13 protein-coding genes are annotated in these 19,498 nt (G+C 51.2%); 5 read left to right on the top strand and 8 right to left on the bottom strand.

Annotation, left to right across the window (positions count from 1 at the left end):
- Positions 1-1,376, bottom strand: a 1,376-nt coding sequence (gene gad / locus A7589_RS11705; RefSeq protein ID WP_108188846.1) for a glutamate decarboxylase, incomplete at its 3' end; no start/stop codon positions are given.
- A 210-nt stretch (positions 1,377-1,586) separates the two neighbouring features.
- On the bottom strand, positions 1,587-2,984 hold the full coding sequence (ccp, locus tag A7589_RS11710) for a cytochrome c peroxidase (protein WP_000784840.1): 1,398 nt from the start codon (positions 2,982-2,984) through the stop codon (positions 1,587-1,589).
- A gap of 404 nt (positions 2,985-3,388) precedes the next feature.
- Here ccp and A7589_RS11715 point away from each other — a divergent pair, with 404 nt between their 5' ends.
- Positions 3,389-5,038, top strand: a complete 1,650-nt coding sequence (locus tag A7589_RS11715; protein ID WP_000934235.1) for an alpha,alpha-trehalase — start codon at positions 3,389-3,391, stop codon at positions 5,036-5,038.
- Between the two features lie 50 nt (positions 5,039-5,088).
- Here the strand turns inward: A7589_RS11715 and A7589_RS11720 are convergent, their stop codons facing one another.
- Complete coding sequence (locus A7589_RS11720; protein ID WP_001165766.1) at positions 5,089-5,691, bottom strand: helix-turn-helix transcriptional regulator; 603 nt, start codon at positions 5,689-5,691, stop codon at positions 5,089-5,091.
- 518 nt (positions 5,692-6,209) lie between these two features.
- On the opposite strand from A7589_RS11720, the gene A7589_RS11725 reads away from it, so the two are divergent.
- From A7589_RS11725 to A7589_RS11735, 3 genes are all read left to right on the top strand, one after another.
- A complete protein-coding gene (locus tag A7589_RS11725) occupies positions 6,210-7,109 on the top strand; it encodes a LysR family transcriptional regulator (RefSeq protein WP_032147810.1) in 900 nt (299 codons plus the stop codon).
- A 48-nt stretch (positions 7,110-7,157) separates the two neighbouring features.
- A complete protein-coding gene (gene yhjD / locus A7589_RS11730; protein WP_108188844.1) occupies positions 7,158-8,165 on the top strand; it encodes an inner membrane protein YhjD in 1,008 nt (335 codons plus the stop codon).
- A 398-nt stretch (positions 8,166-8,563) separates the two neighbouring features.
- Complete coding sequence (locus A7589_RS11735) at positions 8,564-9,886, top strand: MFS transporter (protein ID WP_001149024.1); 1,323 nt, start codon at positions 8,564-8,566, stop codon at positions 9,884-9,886.
- A 183-nt stretch (positions 9,887-10,069) separates the two neighbouring features.
- On the opposite strand, the gene A7589_RS11740 is transcribed toward A7589_RS11735, so the two are convergent.
- Together A7589_RS11740 and pdeH are read right to left on the bottom strand one after the other, a co-directional pair.
- Positions 10,070-12,130 carry an AsmA family protein gene (locus A7589_RS11740; RefSeq protein ID WP_108188845.1) on the bottom strand — a complete coding sequence of 687 codons (2,061 nt, stop codon included), beginning with the start codon at positions 12,128-12,130 and terminating at the stop codon, positions 10,070-10,072.
- A gap of 69 nt (positions 12,131-12,199) precedes the next feature.
- Positions 12,200-12,967 (bottom strand): cyclic-guanylate-specific phosphodiesterase, encoded by a 768-nt coding sequence (pdeH, locus tag A7589_RS11745; RefSeq protein ID WP_000621118.1) that lies wholly within the window; start codon positions 12,965-12,967, stop codon positions 12,200-12,202.
- A 232-nt stretch (positions 12,968-13,199) separates the two neighbouring features.
- On the opposite strand from pdeH, the gene kdgK reads away from it, so the two are divergent.
- Complete coding sequence (gene kdgK, locus A7589_RS11755; RefSeq protein WP_000037563.1) at positions 13,200-14,129, top strand: 2-dehydro-3-deoxygluconokinase; 930 nt, start codon at positions 13,200-13,202, stop codon at positions 14,127-14,129.
- A 95-nt stretch (positions 14,130-14,224) separates the two neighbouring features.
- Here kdgK and A7589_RS11760 read toward each other — a convergent pair whose 3' ends face one another.
- The 3 genes from A7589_RS11760 to hmsP form a co-directional block, all read right to left on the bottom strand.
- A complete protein-coding gene (locus tag A7589_RS11760) occupies positions 14,225-15,721 on the bottom strand; it encodes a M16 family metallopeptidase (protein ID WP_001163166.1) in 1,497 nt (498 codons plus the stop codon).
- A gap of 219 nt (positions 15,722-15,940) precedes the next feature.
- Entirely contained in the window at positions 15,941-17,227 is a 1,287-nt protein-coding gene (dctA, locus tag A7589_RS11770; protein WP_000858214.1) for a C4-dicarboxylate transporter DctC, read from the bottom strand.
- Between the two features lie 182 nt (positions 17,228-17,409).
- Positions 17,410-19,398 (bottom strand): biofilm formation regulator HmsP, encoded by a 1,989-nt coding sequence (hmsP, locus tag A7589_RS11780; protein ID WP_001266371.1) that lies wholly within the window; start codon positions 19,396-19,398, stop codon positions 17,410-17,412.
- Between the last annotated feature and the right edge of the window lie 100 nt (positions 19,399-19,498).

Here is a 19,498-nt window from a genome sequence, read left to right on the forward strand (position 1 = left end):
TGAGCAATACCCTGCAATTTCGGGTGATCGCTGAGATATTTCAGGGAGGCTTTGTAGTCTTCCAGCAACAGTTCAGCGAAGTCCATTTCGAAGCCACGGCGGCACATAATACGCATCACCACAATGTCGGTGGCTTCACCGCCGAGGGTGAAGGCCGGAACCTGCCAGCCGCGCAGGCGCAGACGTTCAGAGAGGTCATACAGGGTGTATCCCGGATCTTCGCCGTCTTTCAGTTTGAAGCAGACCGCCGGAATACCTTCGTCCGGGCGACCGGTGCAGATGAATTCATACGGTCCCAGTTTAGCGATTTCATCCGCCAGGTAAGTGGCGACCTGGTAAGAGGCGTTCTGTACTTTGGTGTAGCCCTCGCGACCAAGGCGCAGGAATTCATAGTATTGCGCAATTACCTGACCGGCGGGGCGAGAGAAGTTGATGGCGAAAGTCCCGATTTGACCGCCGAGATAGTCAACGTTGAACACCAGTTCTTTCGGCAGTGCTTCTTCATCACGCCAGATAACCCAGCCGCAGCCGAGCGGAGCCAGACCAAATTTATGACCTGAAGCACTGATCGATTTCACGCGCGGCAGGCGGAAGTCCCAGACAATATCAGGAGCCACGAACGGCGCCAGGAAGCCACCGCTGGCGGCGTCGATGTGCATGTCGATGTCGATACCGGTATCAGCCTGGAATTTATCCAGCGCATCGTGCAGCGGTTGCGGGAACTCATAGTTACCGGTGTAGGTCACGCCGAAAGTCGGCACCACGCCGATGGTGTTTTCGTCGCAGGCTTCAATCATGCGTTTCGGGTCCATAAACAACTGACCCGGGCGCATAGGGATCTCGCGCAGTTCCACATCCCAGTAGCGGGCAAATTTATGCCAGCAGATTTGCACCGGCCCGCACACGAGGTTGGGTTTATCGGTCGGTTTACCTGCGGCTTCCATACGTTTGCGCCAACGCCATTTCATTGCCATCCCACCGAGCATACAGGCCTCGGAAGAACCAATGGTGTTGGTGCCAACGGCCTGACCGTTTTTCGGCGCAGGCGCGTGCCACAGGTCGGCAACCATGTTTACACAACGCAGGTCGATAGCTGCGGACTGCGGATATTCTTCTTTATCGATCCAGTTTTTGTTGATCGACAGATCCATCAGCTTATGAACATTTTCGTCGTCCCAGGTCTGGCAGAAAGTCGCCAGGTTCTGACGGGCGTTACCGTCGAGAAATAATTCATCATTGATAATCTGGAATGCGATGTCATCGCGCATTTCGTGCAGCGGAAAACGTTTAGATTCCGCGATAGTGGAAATTGCCTTTGCGCCAAAACGCGAGTCGAGTAGTTCTGAGCGGAAATCCGTTAACAGCTTCTGGTCCATTTCGAACTCCTTAAATTTATTTGAAGGCAATAAAAAAGTAGGATTTATCTGGAATGGACGCAAGGCGTTGCGGGTGTAATTTAAATAACAAAATCCTAAACAGAAAAACGACTTTTTATAATATAAACATTTAACATGATAATATAAAAAACAGACTTTATTATCGTAATAAAAATCGCCCGAGCATTGCTGGTCGGGCGATCGAATTAATTATTGTTTATCCTGCATATACGGAGTGTAAACTCCGTTCAGACTGTGCAGGAAAGCCACGATATCATCCACATCCTCCTGCGGCAGTTCTTTACCGACCTGATAGCGCAGCATCAGTTTCACCGCCCCGTCCAGCGTCGGCACATCACCGCGATGGAAGTACGGCGCCGTTAGCGCAACGTTACGTAAACCGGGTACTTTCTGACGCAGTTTATCGCGTTCTTCTTTAGTAACATTCATACGACCAATATCCGCCGCCGTAATTTCACCAAAGTTAAAGTCTTTTTTCAGACCCAGCGGTTCGAAAGAACGTCCACCGAGAATAATACCGCCATGACACGTTGCACATTTATTATCTTTAAATAATTGATAACCTTTTTTCTGCTGCGCAGTCAGCGCATTTTCATCACCACGCAACCATTTATCAAACGGTGAATCCGGCGTAATTAATGTTTTCTCAAATTCAGCAATTGCGTCAGTAATATTTTCACCACTGAAACCTTGCGGATAAACTTTGAGGAACTGCGCTTTCAGCACAGGATCTTTTTCCAACTTCGCAATGATTTCGTCCCAGGATTTTGACGCCATTTCAATCGGATTCAGCGGCGGCCCACCCGCCTGATCCTGCAATGTTGCCGCACGACCATCCCAGAATTGCTCAACGTTAAACACCGAGTTAAACACCGTCGGCGCATTAATCGGCCCGACCGCACCACCGACGCCAATCGACGTTTTTCTGCCATCAACACCTCCCGCATTCAGCGCATGACAATGAGCGCAAGAAATGGTGCTATCAGCCGATAAACGGGGATCGTGATACAGGGCAAACCCCAACGCCACTTTTTGCGCATCGGTAGGCAGTTTTTGCGGGATGGGCTGCACCGGTTCATTACGGTGCTCCGGCGCGGTGTCATTGCTGGCGTAATATTCCGCGCGCTGTTTTGCAATCCAGGCGAGTATTTCCGCCCGCTCTTCATCACTCACCTTACCCGCCCAGTGCAATGCGGTATAACGCGTTGGCGGCATAGTTTCATACTGCATCACCCATTCAATCTTGTTCAGATCGCTTTGCGAAACGGGTTTATCTGCCAGCAGAGCCGCACGCACTGCCTCGAGGTTAAAAGATTTATATCCGAGCCTAATGTCGTAATCCATCAACTGTTTCGCGCCAGGAATATAATAATAGGCGGGTAATTCTGCGGAAGGCGTATGGCAATAGTCGCATCCTTTTTCGCGGAGAAAACCTAAAACCTTATTATTTTCACTGACAGCAGATGCCTGAACATCAGCCTGTTTACTGCGTTTATTATCGTGGTACCACACATAACCAGATAATCCTAAATAGCAAATCGCGACGCCAGCCAGGCCGATCGCGGTAATACGTGAGACCATTTTCATTATTCTTCCCTCACGGTAGTGAGTTATTGTGACCCAGAAAATTTTCCAGAATGCTGCAAACGTCTCTGCGAGACTAAACCATCATAAAAAACAGGGGAATTAGCTTTTTGATAGGAATCAATCAATTACATGAATATAAACTATCAATAAGATAGCCTATACCTATTACTCAGATCAGGAATGGCATATCATGATTACGGGGAGACCATGATTGAATGTTCCGAAAATGAAAAACAACATGGAATTCTTATTTTTATAAATTCCATTGATATTAGTGCGTTATATTTTTTTCCCCATTAATAAACGTGATCCACCGCACGCTTTGTCGCCCATCGACCGGAGCGAATGACTACGCTTAAAGGAAAGCCCGATAATTAGAGACGAATTTCGGAGGTCGGATCCTTATGCTCAATCAGAAAATTCAAAACCCTAATCCAGACGAACTGATGGTCGAGGTCGATCTCTGTTATGAACTGGATCCGTATGAATTAAAACTGGATGAGATGCTCGAGGCAGAGCCAGAACCCGAAATGATTGAAGGGCTGCCAGCCTCTGACGCGCTAACACCTGCTGACCGCTATCTCGAACTTTTCGAACATGTCCAGTCGGCAAAAATTTTCCCCGATAGTAAAACGTTTCCTGACTGCGCCCCCAAAATGGACCCGCTGGATATCTTAATCCGCTATCGTAAAGTGCGCCGTCATCGTGATTTCGATTTGCGCAAGTTTGTTGAAAATCACTTCTGGTTACCGGAAGTCTACTCCAGCGAGTATGTATCAGACCCGCAAAACTCCCTGAAAGAGCATATCGACCAGCTATGGCCGGTATTAACCCGCGAGCCGCAGGATCACATTCCGTGGTCTTCTCTGCTGGCGCTGCCGCAGTCGTATATTGTCCCTGGCGGTCGTTTTAGCGAAACCTACTATTGGGATTCCTATTTCACCATGCTGGGTCTGGCGGAAAGCGGGCGTGAAGATTTGCTGAAATGCATGGCCGATAACTTCGCCTGGATGATCGAAAACTACGGGCACATCCCCAACGGCAACCGCACCTACTATTTGAGCCGCTCGCAGCCACCGGTTTTTGCGCTGATGGTGGAGTTGTTTGAAGAAGATGGTGTACGCGGAGCGCGCCGCTATCTCGACCATCTGAAAATGGAATATGCCTTCTGGATGGACGGAGCAGAATCGCTGATCCCTAATCAGGCCTATCGCCATGTAGTGCGGATGCCGGATGGTTCGCTGCTTAACCGCTACTGGGACGACCGCGACACGCCGCGTGACGAATCCTGGCTGGAGGATGTGGAAACCGCGAAGCACTCTGGTCGTCCGCCGAACGAGGTGTACCGCGATTTACGCGCGGGCGCAGCTTCTGGCTGGGATTACTCCTCCCGCTGGCTACGCGACGCCGGTCGCCTGGCGAGTATTCGGACCACTCAGTTCATCCCCATCGATCTGAATGCTTTCCTGTTTAAACTGGAGAGCGCCATCGCCAACATCTCGGCGCTGAAAGGCGACAAGGAAACGGAAACTCTGTTCCGCCAGAAAGCCAATGCCCGCCGCGATGCGGTAAACCATTATCTCTGGGATGATGAAAATGGTCTCTACCGCGATTACGACTGGCGGCGCGAACAGCAGGCTCTCTTTTCCGCTGCTGCCATTGTGCCGTTATATGTGGGCATGGCGAGCCATGAACAGGCCGACCGTCTGGCAAATGCCGTGCGAAGCCGTTTACTGACGCCGGGCGGGATTCTGGCAAGTGAGTATGAAACCGGTGAACAGTGGGATAAACCCAACGGCTGGGCGCCATTACAATGGATGGCGATTCAGGGATTTAAAATGTACGGTGATGATTATCTGGGGGATGAGATCGCGCGTAGCTGGCTGAAGACGGTGAATCAGTTCTACCTGGAACAGCACAAACTGATCGAGAAATACCATATTGCCGATGGTGTCCCCCGCGAGGGCGGCGGGGGCGAATATCCGTTGCAGGATGGGTTTGGCTGGACCAACGGTGTGGTACGTCGTTTAATTGGTCTATACGGCGAACCATAATATTTTTACAGCCAACCGCTAACTTCCTGCTAGCTGTAAAATTATCCTCTTCAGGAGGATATATTTAACATCATCGCTGCCTGGGTACGGTTTTTCACTTCCAGACGGCGATAGAGCGATTCCAGGTGCGCTTTTACCGTTCCGGTGCTGATATTTAATGCCCGACCAATCTCTTTATTCGATTCGCCCGCCGCCAGCATGGTTAAAATTTCCCGCTGGCGGGCGCTTAACGATTTGAGATCTTTCGTATCCTTTTCCGGCGTGGTTCGCCAGTCACCGGGCAGAAACATCATTCCCATCGCCGCACTATTGACCGCCAACACGAACGTATCGATCGAAGAATCACGCGGTACAATCGCCATCACATTGAAATGAATAACCTCCTGCAACCATCGTTTGTTGCAATCCGAAGCCGTGATTAACACCTTAACCTCAGGAAATTGCACCACGGTTTTTTGCAGTAACCAGTAGCAAAACTCACCATCCTGATCGCCATCGAGCATAACTAAGGCTTCAGGGTAGCTTTCCAGCTTTTGCCATAACTCGTCTGCCTGACCGACGCCCTGAATACCTACTCCTGGAATACGTTGCTGTAAACTGACTTTCATTCCATGAATAAATATTGACTGCCTGTCAAACATGATTATTTGCATTACTGAATCTCCACCTGAATACGTTAAAAAGGCTTAAGTAGTGGAAGGGTATTACCCGAGAGACAAAATAAGAATTCGCCATTTGGCAGAGGCCATTCTACAGAGATGAAAGACAGAAAATAGTTACCGATATAAATAGTTACAGCTAAACGCCTGAAATTACATGTCGAGGGCACTATTTAAAAAAATCTTAAGGAATTCCTTATATTTTCGCGCCACGTTCCGGTTAACCCGGCCAATTCAGCGCATGCTTTAATAGCATCCACAGTTTAAGAAAGTGACTGGATTACGCACAAATACGCAATGTCGTGTGTGAGCATTTTATAAAACGAATCAAAATTTTGGTTTTCTGTTGGTTATTTCTCTATTCAGAGACGCGAATCCGCCTTTTATTCTCTAAAATCACCTCACTTTCAACGTTGCATCGTTGTGAAACCATGCATTAGATGTTAGAAAAAACAATAAACAATGCGATATACGCGTTACTGTTTCGCTGTGAACAACAATCGGTCAAAGAAATGGATAAAATTCACGCAATGCAGTTGTTCATCAAAGTCGCAGAGCTGGAGAGTTTTTCCCGCGCGGCGGATTTCTTTGCTTTGCCAAAGGGAAGTGTTTCGCGCCAGATACAGGCACTGGAACATCAACTTGGCACCCAGCTTCTCCAGCGCACCACGCGACGGGTCAAACTCACGCCTGATGGCATGACCTATTACCAACGGGCAAAAGATGTGTTGAGTAATCTCAACGAACTGGACGGTTTATTTCAGCAGGAGGCCACCAGCATCAGCGGTAAATTGCGCATCGATATCCCGTCCGGGATAGCAAAAACCCTGCTACTGCCGCGCCTGCCCGAATTTCTCCATCAATATCCGGGAATTGAACTGGAATTAAGCAGCAATGACCGTCCGGTAGATATTCTTCATGATGGCTTTGATTGCGTAGTACGCACGGGAACGTTGCCCGACGATGGACTCATCACCCGCCCCCTCGGCAAACTGACGATGGTCAACTGCGCCAGTCCGCACTATCTGACGCGCTTTGGTTATCCGCAAAGTCCCGACGACCTGACTTCGCACGCGGTAGTGCATTACACGCCACATCTGGGCGCGCATCCGTTGGGTTTTGAGGTTGCCAGTGTTAATGGCGTCCAGTGGTTTAAGTCCGGCGGCATGTTGACGGTAAACAGTAGAGAAAACTATCTTGCCGCCGGTCTGGCGGGACTGGGGATTATTCAGATCCCCCGCGTCACCGTACGCGAAGCCCTACGCGCCAGACAGCTTATCGAAGTGTTACCCAACTACCGCGCCGAACCACGCTCCATTTCTCTGGTTTACCCACAGCGTCGGGAGCTTTCCCGCCGTGTAAACCTGTTTATGCAGTGGCTGGCTGGTGTGATGAAAGAGTACCTGGACTGACCGACTATACTTTTTAAGAAAGACAACGACAGAAGGACTAAAGAGCGGATGACGCAGGAAAACGAGATCAAACGTCCCACCCAGGATCTGGAGCACGAGCCAATTAAGCATCTGGATAATAGCGATAAAGGCGGCAAAGTCAGTCAGGCACTGGAAACCGTCACCACCACCGCCGAAAAAATCCAACGCCAACCGATCATCGCGCACCTTATTCGCGCGACAGAACGCTTTAACGATCGGCTTGGTAATCAGTTTGGCGCGGCCATCACCTATTTCTCGTTTTTGTCGATGATCCCGATTTTAATGGTGTCATTTGCCGCAGGGGGTTTTGTGCTGGCTTCGCATCCGATGCTGTTACAGGATATCTTCGACAAGATTCTGCAAAACATCAGCGATCCGACGCTTGCCGCCACGTTGAAAAACACCATCAACACTGCCGTTCAGCAGCGTACTACCGTAGGACTTGTTGGGTTAGCCGTGGCGCTATACTCCGGCATCAACTGGATGGGGAATTTACGTGAAGCAATTCGCGCCCAATCGCGCGATGTCTGGGAACGTTCGCCGCAAGATCAGGAGAAGTTCTGGGTAAAATATCTGCGTGACTTTATTTCGCTGATTGGTTTGTTGATTGCGCTGATTGTGACGCTCTCAATCACTTCCGTTGCCGGTTCTGCGCAACAAATGATTATTAGCGCGCTGCACCTTAATAGCATTGAGTGGCTGAAACCGACGTGGCGGTTGATTGGTCTGGCGATTTCTATCTTTGCCAACTATCTGCTTTTCTTCTGGATCTTCTGGCGCCTGCCGCGCCACCGTCCGCGTAGAAAGGCGCTGATTCGCGGGACGTTCCTCGCAGCGATTGGTTTTGAAGTGATTAAAATTGTGATGACGTATACCCTGCCGTCGTTGATGAAATCCCCATCTGGCGCAGCATTTGGTTCCGTGCTGGGGCTGATGGCATTTTTCTACTTCTTCGCTCGTCTGACGCTGTTTTGCGCGGCGTGGATTGCCACCGCCGAGTATAAAGATGACCCGCGAATGCCGGGGAAAACATAGCCTTAAAATATGCCGGATGCGGCGTAAACGCCTTATCCGGCCTGACTCCCCGTAGGCCGGATAAGATGCGCCAGCATCGCATCCGGCTATAATGCGCACATAACCTCTTGAAACTCTTCCCAGAGCCTCTTAAGCCATCTATTTAGGAGCAAACAATTTCATTCCAACTCATAACCCCAGCATATAAATCCAGTTGGTAACTTTTATTTAACCTATAACCAGTTTTATTGACTATTTATGAAATTGTGTGAAGCATTTCATAGAAGAAAAATCATCAGCCTAAACATTATCCCCTTTTTGCCTGATTTTTGACCATTTTCGCGATTTGTTACACATTGAAATATCACTTTTGCTGTGCGTAATATGGCTATTCGTTAGCCAAAAAATAAGAAAAGATTATGCAAGCAACCGCCACAACACTCGAAAATAACCAGGAATTCACGCCGGTAAACTCGCGTAATAAAGTCCTTGTTGCCTCCCTCATTGGTACAGCCATTGAGTTCTTCGACTTTTACATTTACGCCACTGCAGCCGTCATTGTGTTCCCGCATATCTTCTTCCCGCAGGGCGACCCGGCGGCAGCGACTTTACAATCGCTTGCCACCTTCGCCATTGCCTTCGTCGCGCGCCCCATCGGCTCTGCCGTATTTGGTCATTTCGGCGATCGCGTTGGACGTAAAGCGACACTGGTCGCCTCTTTGCTAACGATGGGGATTTCGACGGTGGTGATTGGTCTGTTGCCGGGCTACGCCACGATTGGTATTTTCGCCCCGCTGTTGCTGGCGCTGGCTCGATTTGGTCAGGGGCTGGGATTAGGCGGTGAATGGGGCGGTGCGGCGCTGCTGGCAACTGAAAATGCCCCGCCGCGCAAACGTGCGCTTTACGGCTCTTTCCCGCAGCTGGGCGCCCCAATTGGCTTTTTCTTTGCCAACGGTACTTTCTTGTTGCTCTCATGGCTACTGACCGACGAACAGTTTATGAGCTGGGGCTGGCGCGTGCCGTTTATCTTCTCGGCGGTGCTGGTGATTATCGGCCTGTATGTCCGCGTTTCGCTGCATGAATCACCGGTGTTTGAGAAAGTCGCAAAAGCGAAAAAACAGGTGAAGATCCCGCTGGGTACACTGCTGACCAAACACGTGCGCGTCACGGTGCTCGGCACCTTCATCATGCTGGCAACCTACACGCTGTTTTACATCATGACTGTCTACTCGATGACCTTCAGTACCGCCGCCGCGCCTGTCGGGCTTGGCCTGCCGCGTAACGAAGTGCTGTGGATGCTGATGATGGCAGTAATTGGTTTTGGTGTGATGGTGCCAGTCGCCGGATTGCTGGCAGATGCCTTTGGTCGTCGTAAAAGCATGGTAATCATCACGACGCTTATCATCCTGTTCGCGCTGTTCGCCTTTAACCCGTTGCTCGGTTCTGGTAACCCAATTCTGGTTTTTGCCTTCCTGCTGTTGGGGTTAAGTCTGATGGGACTGACCTTCGGGCCGATGGGCGCGCTGTTGCCAGAGCTGTTCCCGACGGAAGTGCGTTACACCGGGGCATCGTTCTCTTACAACGTATCGTCGATTCTTGGGGCTTCCGTTGCGCCGTATATCGCAGCCTGGTTGCAGACTAACTACGGGTTAGGTGCAGTGGGGTTATATCTGGCGGCAATGGCTGGCTTGACGTTAATTGCCCTGCTGCTGACGCATGAGACGCGACATCAGTCGTTGTAATGAGGCTGAAAATTTCCTGATGCGCTACGCCTATCAGGCCTGAATTTCCATGCAATATATTGAATTTGCAAGGATTTGTAGGCCGGACAAGGCGTTCACGCCGCATCCGGCATGAACAAAGCACACTTTGCCAACAATCTGAATCTGTTTAATTGCCGGATGTCAGACATCCGGCAATTATCATCACTTCTTCATCTGCGACAAAATCATCCGGCACTGATTAGCTTCACCTTCTGAAGGCGAAATCAGCGCCAGTAATGCCGCCGCAGGTGTCACTAGCGTTGCCAGTGCCGCCGCAACAGCACCACGGGCAATCAACGGCCCGGCTTTCACGCCAGCCTGCGGGTTCTTAAACGCCCCACGCATATACAGCGGCGAACGCAGCGTGATAATACGAATCCCTTTGCTCTCCGGATCAATAGTCAAATCCAGTTGCTCCGAAGCAAAACTTGCCGTGCCGGTAACGTTAATCAACGCGTTCTCAGTATCGAAAGCAAAAATCTGCGGGCGTGCCACGCCGTTGGCAATATTCAGATTCGCCGCCGCGCAGTTCACCCGCACCTCATCGTCACCAAATATCGCACCGACAATGTAGTTGCCGACGTTCAGCCCAACAATCTCCATCAGGTTACGGCTCACCAGCCCGTCATTCATCAACAGTTTCAGGTTGCCGTTACTGTTGCCTAAAAGCGCCGCCACCGAGTTACCGCTACCGCGCAGTTCAGCATCGCCGTTCATTTCTCCCAGCGTTTTCTGCATCAGTTCTACATCCGGCATCAGCTCCTTCAGCTTAAGTCGACGAGCCTGTATATCCGCCCGCCCCTGCATCGGTTTTTTGTCCCCTTCCAGATGAATATTCGCCGCAATGCTGCCGCCCGCCATGCCAAATTTCAGCGGTTGCAGACGCAGGTCAGCGTTTTTGAGGATGATATGAGTAGAAAGATCGCTAATCGGCAAACTGCTGCCATGCTCGATACGTCGGCCTTTGAAACGAACATCAGCATCCATCGCATCCCATTTATCGGTTTCGAAGCGGTCATAAGGCAGCACTTTGCCCGCAGGCTGAACGCTTTTTTCGCCCTTCTTCTGTTCAGACCGTTTCGACTTTTCTGCCCCTTTCCCGGAATCAACGCCAATCAACGGTCCCAGGTCCGCCAGCCGCAATTGCCGCGACTCGACATCACCTTCCAGTTTTGGTCGTGGCTTGCCGGTGGTGTAGACCAGAGAACCGTGGATATCGCTATCGCCAATTCGCCCATTAAAACCGCGATAATCAAAGACCGACGATTTTTCAGTGTCGATTTTCGCTACCAGCCGACCATCTGTTTCAAACGGCGGGGTATCGGGCAGCAGAACGCCCGTCAGTTCATAGAGATCACCCAGCGAATCGCCAGAAAATTTAAGCCGTAAATCGACACCGCCCATCTTCATTGGGTCATTCACGACGCCATCAAAAGCAACACGGGTATTACCGGAGCGAAAATCAGCCTGCACCGGAAACGGTGTTCCTTCGCCACGCAGCGCCAGCATACCGCCTATTTTTCCCGTACCCGTGAGCGGTTCACCGTTATAACGTCCCTGCGCCTTCAGGCCAAAAACGTAATCGCCCACCTTTTCTTTATCCGCTTTACCTTTCGATCCGGTAACTTCGCTGAACGGCAGCGGCTTGCCTAACGGATCGACAAAAATTTCCAGATCCGCTTTGCTTACTTTGTCATCAATAGCGATCCGCCCTTGATCAAACAGAATATTATCCAGGCGGAACGACCACGCCGACGGCTTCGCATTCGCGTCTTTGTTGTCATCGTTGGCGAGATTAAACGTCCAGTTGTTGTTCTTTTCCGAGAGGCGAATCAGGCGCGCGTCGGGCTTTTCCAGCTTGATCCACGGCAGCCAGACCGTTTTAGTCAGCAACGCTAGCGGAGCCAGCGTCGCTTCTACGCGCGGTAAATGTACCATCGTCACTTCGGGAATATCCGGCGGGTTGCCGAGAATGATGTCTTGTGCGTGTACATGAGGCCACGGCACCCAGCTACGCCAGCCGGTTTCCTGCTTTTGCCGTTCCCACACCACACCCAGATCGCCACGGATGGCGAAGGGGCGATTCAGTTCCGCAGAGACTTTCTGGTTGATGGTCGGTTTGAGACGGTTCCAGTCAAACGTTGCAATCAAAATGATCGCCACGACGATCAACAACAAGAAAGCCCCTGAAATCGCAGCGGTTATTTTGCCTGCTTTGATCATAGTTCGCTTCCTCACATTCTTCCTGTGCCAGTCCTAAAGATAGTCCAGCCAGGCAGAAAATGAGGGGACTTACAGAGCCAGCGCCACTGAGTCCAGCGTTTCTATTGGTGCCGGACGTGAAAGAAACCAGCCTTGTGCGGCGAATGCGGGAGAATTTTGCACATCGCCCCATTCTTCCTCAGTCTCGATACCTTCGACGATCACCCCACGGCAGTAGCGGTTCATCAAATGCAAAAGCTGGGAAAAGAGCGTGCGACCTTCGGGCGACTGGCGCAACATCACAAATAGTTCGCGAGCGATTTTGATGTAGTCGTAACGCACTTCACTTAGCGCAGAGAAATTTGCCATCCCGGTGCCAAAATCATCCAGCCACAGTGGGCCAAATTCGCACATCGAAGCAAACGTTGAATCTTTCGGTAGACGGATGTGTTCCACCAGTTCGAAACGCAGCCAGGGAAGACGGTCAATCTGACGCAAAATTTCCGGCTGCTGACGTAGGGCGAGAAGCGTAGGTCCATCAATATTAACCGATGCCAGCAGGCCGTGTTCAACGAAGAACGCAGCTTTTTTCGCCAGTAAATCAATCTGTTCTTTCACCACATCCATACGATGCCTGACGGTGATTTCGGCAAAATAACGATCTGGCGGCAGCCGTTGCGAGGGATTATCAGGATGCGTGACAATGGTTAAAAGCTCCACGGCCATCAATCGTCCGGAAGTCTGGTAAATCGGCTGCCAGGTATAAACGCGCTCACACTGCAACCAAAAACGCCGTTCCTGCAAGCTCTCGATGCTTGCTTCAGGGTTGCTTATTCGCTGGATAACCTGCCTTATCATCGAAGATGTCCTGTGTTTAAAAGTGATGCTGCCCGGACTCGACAAATATTATCGGCGCGCCACGGCAGAACTTTACCGCCAGAGAGAAGTTAATTTGCCCACACAACGACGGAATCTTCCAGGAATACGTTCTGGCTCAAAAAAATAATGGAACAGCGTTTTAATATAGTTGACCAGCAAACCACCACAGCGCAAACTAACGCTAATTTTTTTACAGATCAGGTTCACGACTATGTCCAAAAAGATTGCCGTGATTGGCGAATGCATGATTGAGCTTTCCGAGAAAGGCGCAGACGTTAAGCGCGGTTTCGGCGGCGATACCCTGAACACTTCCGTCTATATCGCTCGTCAGGTCGATCCTGCGGCATTAACCGTTCATTACGTAACGGCGCTGGGAACGGACAGTTTTAGTCAGCAGATGCTGGACGCCTGGCACGGCGAGAACGTAGATACTTCCCTGACCCAACGGATGGAAAACCGCCTGCCGGGTCTTTACTACATTGAAACCGATAGCACTGGCGAACGCACTTTCTACTACTGGCGTAACGAAGCCGCAGCTAAATTCTGGCTGGAGAGCGAGCAGTCAGCAGCGATTTGTGAAGAGCTGGCGAATTTCGATTACCTTTACCTGAGCGGGATTAGCCTGGCGATCTTAAGCCCGACCAGCCGCGAGAAGCTGCTTTCTCTGTTGCGCGAATGCCGCGCCAACGGCGGGAAGGTCATTTTCGACAATAACTACCGTCCGCGCCTGTGGGCGAGCAAAGAAGAGACGCAGCAGGTGTACCAGCAAATGCTGGAATGCACAGATATCGCCTTCCTGACGCTGGACGATGAAGACGCGCTGTGGGGTCAACAGCCGGTGGAAGACGTCATTGCGCGCACCCATAACGCAGGCGTGAAAGAAGTGGTAGTAAAACGCGGGGCGGATTCTTGCCTGGTTTCTATTGCTGGCGAAGGGTTAGTGGATGTTCCAGCGGTGAAACTGCCGAAAGAAAAAGTGATCGACACCACCGCTGCGGGTGACTCTTTCAGCGCCGGTTATCTGGCGGTACGCCTGACCGGGGGAAGTGCAGAAGAAGCGGCAAAACGCGGACATTTGACTGCAAGTACGGTTATCCAGTATCGCGGCGCGATTATCCCGCGTGAGGCGATGCCAGCGTAAAAGCAGCATATGCAAAAGGCTGGATAAAGTGTTACCCCTCTATCCAGCTCATCCATAAATACCTGATGGTTGTGCTAACTCATCACCATCAGGCATTACTGTGCAGGTGGAATATCCGTCACTTCAGGATGCACATCATCCGTGGCGACAGACGTCGCCGCAGCCGTGACCGATGGCGCCATGATTTGATCCCAGGCAGCCTGCAACGATTTCATGTTAAATTCCGGCTCGCCTTTCGGCTGTAGCAGAATTAACGCCATGTCGTTCGACAACTGCTGACGCAGATCCTGATTTAACATCTCCACCGTCAGGCTGTTAAGGAAATCCTGACGCAGTTTCTGATATTGCTCCGGTGCGATATCGACAACCTGATTTTGCAGTGAACGCATCCGCTGCCCCATCAGAATATCGGTATCAGCTCGTGCATAGGCGGCAAACAGTTTCTGCAGCTCCAGTTTCTTTTGCGCGACCAGGGCGTTGAACTCTTCTTCCGGCAGACCTTTGTCGCGGACTTTCGCCAGTTCACGCGCCACCAGATTAAGGTTGCTGTTCAGCTTGTCGTTTGGTGACTCGATGTTGATGGCACATTGCGCACGCAGATACAGCACACGGCAATCGAATCCAAGGCCGATGTCTTTGCTGTTATTGGCGCTTAATGCTTGCTGAACATGCCAGAACAGCGCCTCACGAGCCAGATCCGCGCGCCAGTAGCGCAGCAGTGCGGCAGATTCACGAATTGGCTGCCACGGCGTGTCCCACATGATAGATAACCGATCCTGGCGCACCGCGTCGGTCATAATGCTCACCGCTTCCGCACGCAGCGGAGAAAGCGTCGGCACCGGAGCCGGTGTTTCACGTTTGCCTTTCAGTTCGCCAAACGTTTTGTTGATCTGGTCTACAACCGAGCGCGCATCAACGTTTCCCACCACCAGCAGCGTCATTGCATCTGGGGTATACCATTTCTGGTAGAAATCTTTAATCTTTTCCGCTTCAACGGGCTTTTTCAGCGGATCGGCAGGATCGTGACCTAACAAAGTTGATCCTTTCAGGCGATAGCGCCACCAGCCTTCTTTAGTGTCGGCAGGCCAGGTTGCCACCATATCCTGGCTTTGCAGCGCATGGTTAACCGTTTCTGGTGTGATGGTCAGCTTGCCGGTCGCATTCGCCAGATAAGAGAGCGCCTCTTTCAGCAGATCGTTACGATTATTTGGCAAACTCAGATTAAACAGCGTGGTGTCGTAAGAGACGATCACCGGCGGCATCGGGCGCTTAGGGTCGATCCCCTGCTGCCACAATGAACGTGCCTGTGCCGCTTCCAGACCACCGCTTTGCGTCAGCGCAATACGAGGAATGGCATGACTGTAACCGCTCTGTTGGGTGCTTTCGGCGAGCGAACCGGTATTAACCAGCAGGCGAATTTCAACACGATCGCTGGGACGCTGGGGCGTGGTCAGCACTTGCCACTGTAAACCGTTGGCGAGCGTCCCCTGTTGCCATGCTGGATCAGGCTGGAGCGCATCTGCCTGCACATAGCCAGCAGTGGCCATCACCAGCAAACCGCCCGCTAAAAGTCGAATTTTTGTGCCCTGCATGTGAACCCCTGATCAACTATCCTGGTAATAAAAGACTGCCCGCTATCGGTCAGCCTAAATGACGTTAAAAACACTTCGTGTTAGACCGCAAGAACATGAAAATGTCACGGAGGAAGTGAAATAAACCCGAACTCACCCAGGTGGTAAGTTCGGGCACAGGGGGCAATTATGCGCAAACACCCGCACTCGGGGAAGGGAGTGCGGGCATAAGTGGTGAGATTAAGAGGATAATTCGTGCGTTTTGCCATCCGGCGCACGATTATTCAGCACATCATCCAGTTTTTTGTGGTCCAGTTCTTTCACCCACTTCGCAACGACAATGGTCGCTACGCCGTTACCGACCAGGTTAGTCAGCGCACGAGCTTCTGACATAAAGCGGTCGATACCGAGGATCAGCGCCAGACCCGCGACCGGCAAATGGCCCACCGCAGAGAGCGTCGCCGCCAGCACGATAAAGCCACTACCCGTTACCCCTGCCGCCCCTTTAGAAGAAAGCAGCAATACGATTAACAGCGTGATTTGGTGGACGATATCCATCTGACTGTTAGTGGCCTGGGCGATAAACACCGCCGCCATTGTCAGGTATATCGATGTGCCATCAAGGTTAAACGAGTAGCCTGTCGGGATAACCAGCCCCACCACCGATTTCCGGCAACCGAGTTTTTCCATCTTGTCGAGCATACGCGGCAGCGCCGACTCGGAAGATGATGTTCCCAGCACAATCAGCAGTTCTTCACGGATGTAGCGGATAAATTTGAAGATACTGAAACCGGTCGCTTTAGCGATTGAACCCAGTACCAGCACTACAAACAGGATACAGGTGATGTAGAAGCAGATAATGAGCTGCCCCAGTTGCACCAATGTGCCGACGCCGTATTTACCGATGGTAAACGCCATCGCCCCAAACGCACCGATGGGTGCCAGACGCATGATCATATTGATGATGCCGAAGATGACCTGCGAGAAACTTTCGATGACGTTAAAAATCAGTTGGCCTTTGCTGCCCAGACGGTGGAGCGCAAAACCAAACAGTACGGCAAACAGCAGCACCTGCAGGATGTTACCGCTGGCAAATGCGCCAATGACGCTAGCCGGGATGACATCCATAATAAAGGCGACAATGCCCTGGTCTTTTGCCTGATCGGCGTAAACTGCTACCGCTTTCGCATCAAGCGTTGCCGGATCGACGTTCATTCCGGCGCCAGGCTGCACGACGTTAACAATAATAAGACCAATAATCAGCGCGATGGTACTGACAATTTCAAAGTAAAGCAGTGCGACTGCGCCGGTACGACCGACCGCCTTCATGCTTTCCATGCCCGCAATGCCCGTTACGACGGTACAAAAGATGACAGGAGCGATGATCATCTTAATGAGCTTAACGAACCCGTCGCCAAGCGGTTTCATTTGCTCGCCTATCTCAGGGTAGAAATGGCCAAGGAGAATACCAATGGCTATCGCTGTCAGGACCTGAAAGTAAAGGCTTTTAAACAGAGAGGTTTTCATAGGGTGTCCTTTAGTAAAACCACAGGTCTTGTAAGGTTATGGAGTACCTGCGGCCTTAAAATAACACCCAGACAACATCACAGAAATGTACCTGGATCATAATTGAAACAAAAAGGTTAAAAAGTTTGAGCTGGCTCGCACAAACCAGCACTTTTTAAAGTTTTGTAATCAGTTTGGGGTAGCTACTTTTCTTCCAGGTAACTCTCTTCGAAGATTTCGATGGGGAGTGGACGGGCAAAAAGGAAGCCCTGGGCAATACCAACGCCTGCTTTTGCCAGCCAGTCGCGTTGCGCTTCCGTTTCTACGCCTTCAGCAATCATTTGCAGATTCAGGCTTTGTGCCAGCATGATAATTGCAGCAATCATACTGCTATCTTCCGGTAAGCCCTCAACAAACATTTTGTCGATTTTCAGCACGTCTATTGGCAACGATTTCATATGCTGCAACTGACGCAGCCCTGCGTAACCCATGCCGAAATCATCCAGCGCCACCTGTACGCCGGCGTTGCGCAGCGGACGGAGGATCGCCACCGCCGCGTGAGGGTCATCAATGCGTCGGCTTTCCGTGACCTCCAGGATCAACGTTCCAGGCTGAATACGATAACGAGTTAATAACCCCAGCATATCCGGCACCATATTTGGGTGCATCAGCTGTAGCGCCGAGAGATTCACCGATAATGGCAACATAATGCCGCGCTCTTGCCAGGCAGCAAGCAGTCGACAGGATTCCTCCAGCACCCAATGACCGACGGTAACCATCAGCCCACAGGACTCAATACGATCGATTAAGCCATCCGGCAGTTCCCAGGTGCCATCCGCTTGCTGGATGCGCAGCAACGCTTCCGCGCTGACGAGTTTGCCGCTGGTCATCTCCACCTGCGGCTGTAGCCAAATAGCAAACTTATGATTTTCCAGTGCATTAAGGATGTCGCTCTCTTCCGTCAACCGTTGTTGAGCTTCTTCCATCTGCTGTGGATCATAGAACTGAATCTGATTCTTCCCTTTATGACGAGCGGTAAATGCCGCCGAAATAGCACGACCATAAAGTTGTTCGGCAGTGAGATCGCCATAAAACATCGCCACACCGATGCTACAGTGCGGACGTAGCTGAATACGTTCAATCGGCAAGCGTTCACTCATGATAGTGAGCACTTGCTGACCTAATGTGATAGCGTGCCACGGTTCCTGTACACCATTAGCGATCACAGCGAAGTCATAGCCACTGACCTGTGCGAGGATCATGCGTGGCGACAGCACCGATTTGATTTTCTCCACCAGCGTCAGTAGCAGGATTTCCCGCTGCGCCTCTTTCAGCACGCCAGCAGTATCACGTAGCGTTTCACAAGTGATGATCATCAGTGCGGTGGTTTGTTTACGTGCGACCACCTGTTCCAGCATCTCCATCAGCAAGGCTTTGTTTGGCAAATCCGACACCGGGAAACGCATCGCGTTTTCGCACTGTTCTTCATAATGCCGCTGCAACAGTTGCTGATTGAGGTTGTAACTGCGCACCAGCATACCGATTTCGTCGTCCTGGTGCAGACGCGGCAAGGCCAGTTGATGACCGACAATCTCTTGCGGTGGAATGGCGTTTAGCTCGCGAGCGATATTGCGTAAAGGATGTAATATCAGTCGATTAATGCACCAGCTAATCGCCACCGTCAGGATCAGCGATAAAAGTAAGTAAATGGTCACTAACGTAGAGACAGTGCTCATCACGAACTTGTACATGCGGAAGGAATCTGCCTGTAACACCAGATAGGCAATCGGCTGCGGGGTAGCAGGACGTTCCAGCGAGTAGACGCCCAGCGAGATTTGTACCGGTAACTCAAACAGTCGGGTGAACGTCACCGGCACCGGTCGCTCTGGAATAAAACTTTTACGCAGTGCCTGGAACTGATTAGGCAGCACCACGTCGGCGCGACTGACCACGCCCGCTGGTTTTATGCTGGCAAGAATAGCTTCCGCCTGAGGAATATCACCTTTCAAAATGGCGGAAGATAAGGGTTCGCGGACAGAGCGAGCAATGCTTTCCAGTTGCGTAGCCGTGTTATAGCGATTCTGCTGTACCAGATGAAACAGCAAAACAGTGCAAAAAACAAAAACGAACACCATGACAACGGCCGCCACCATTGCCATCTGCTTAATTGTTAACGAGCGACTAACGCGCAAATTGTCTCCCCCCGGAAATCCCAGATTGCCGCCCGAGTATACCCGATCGCAGCGGCATTAAGAGAGGCGCTATCTGAAAACTTACCAGTCGGCGTAAGGT

Origin of the sequence: Escherichia sp. MOD1-EC6475 (assembly GCF_003046645.1) — a bacterium.
GTDB lineage: Bacteria > Pseudomonadota > Gammaproteobacteria > Enterobacterales > Enterobacteriaceae > Escherichia > Escherichia ruysiae.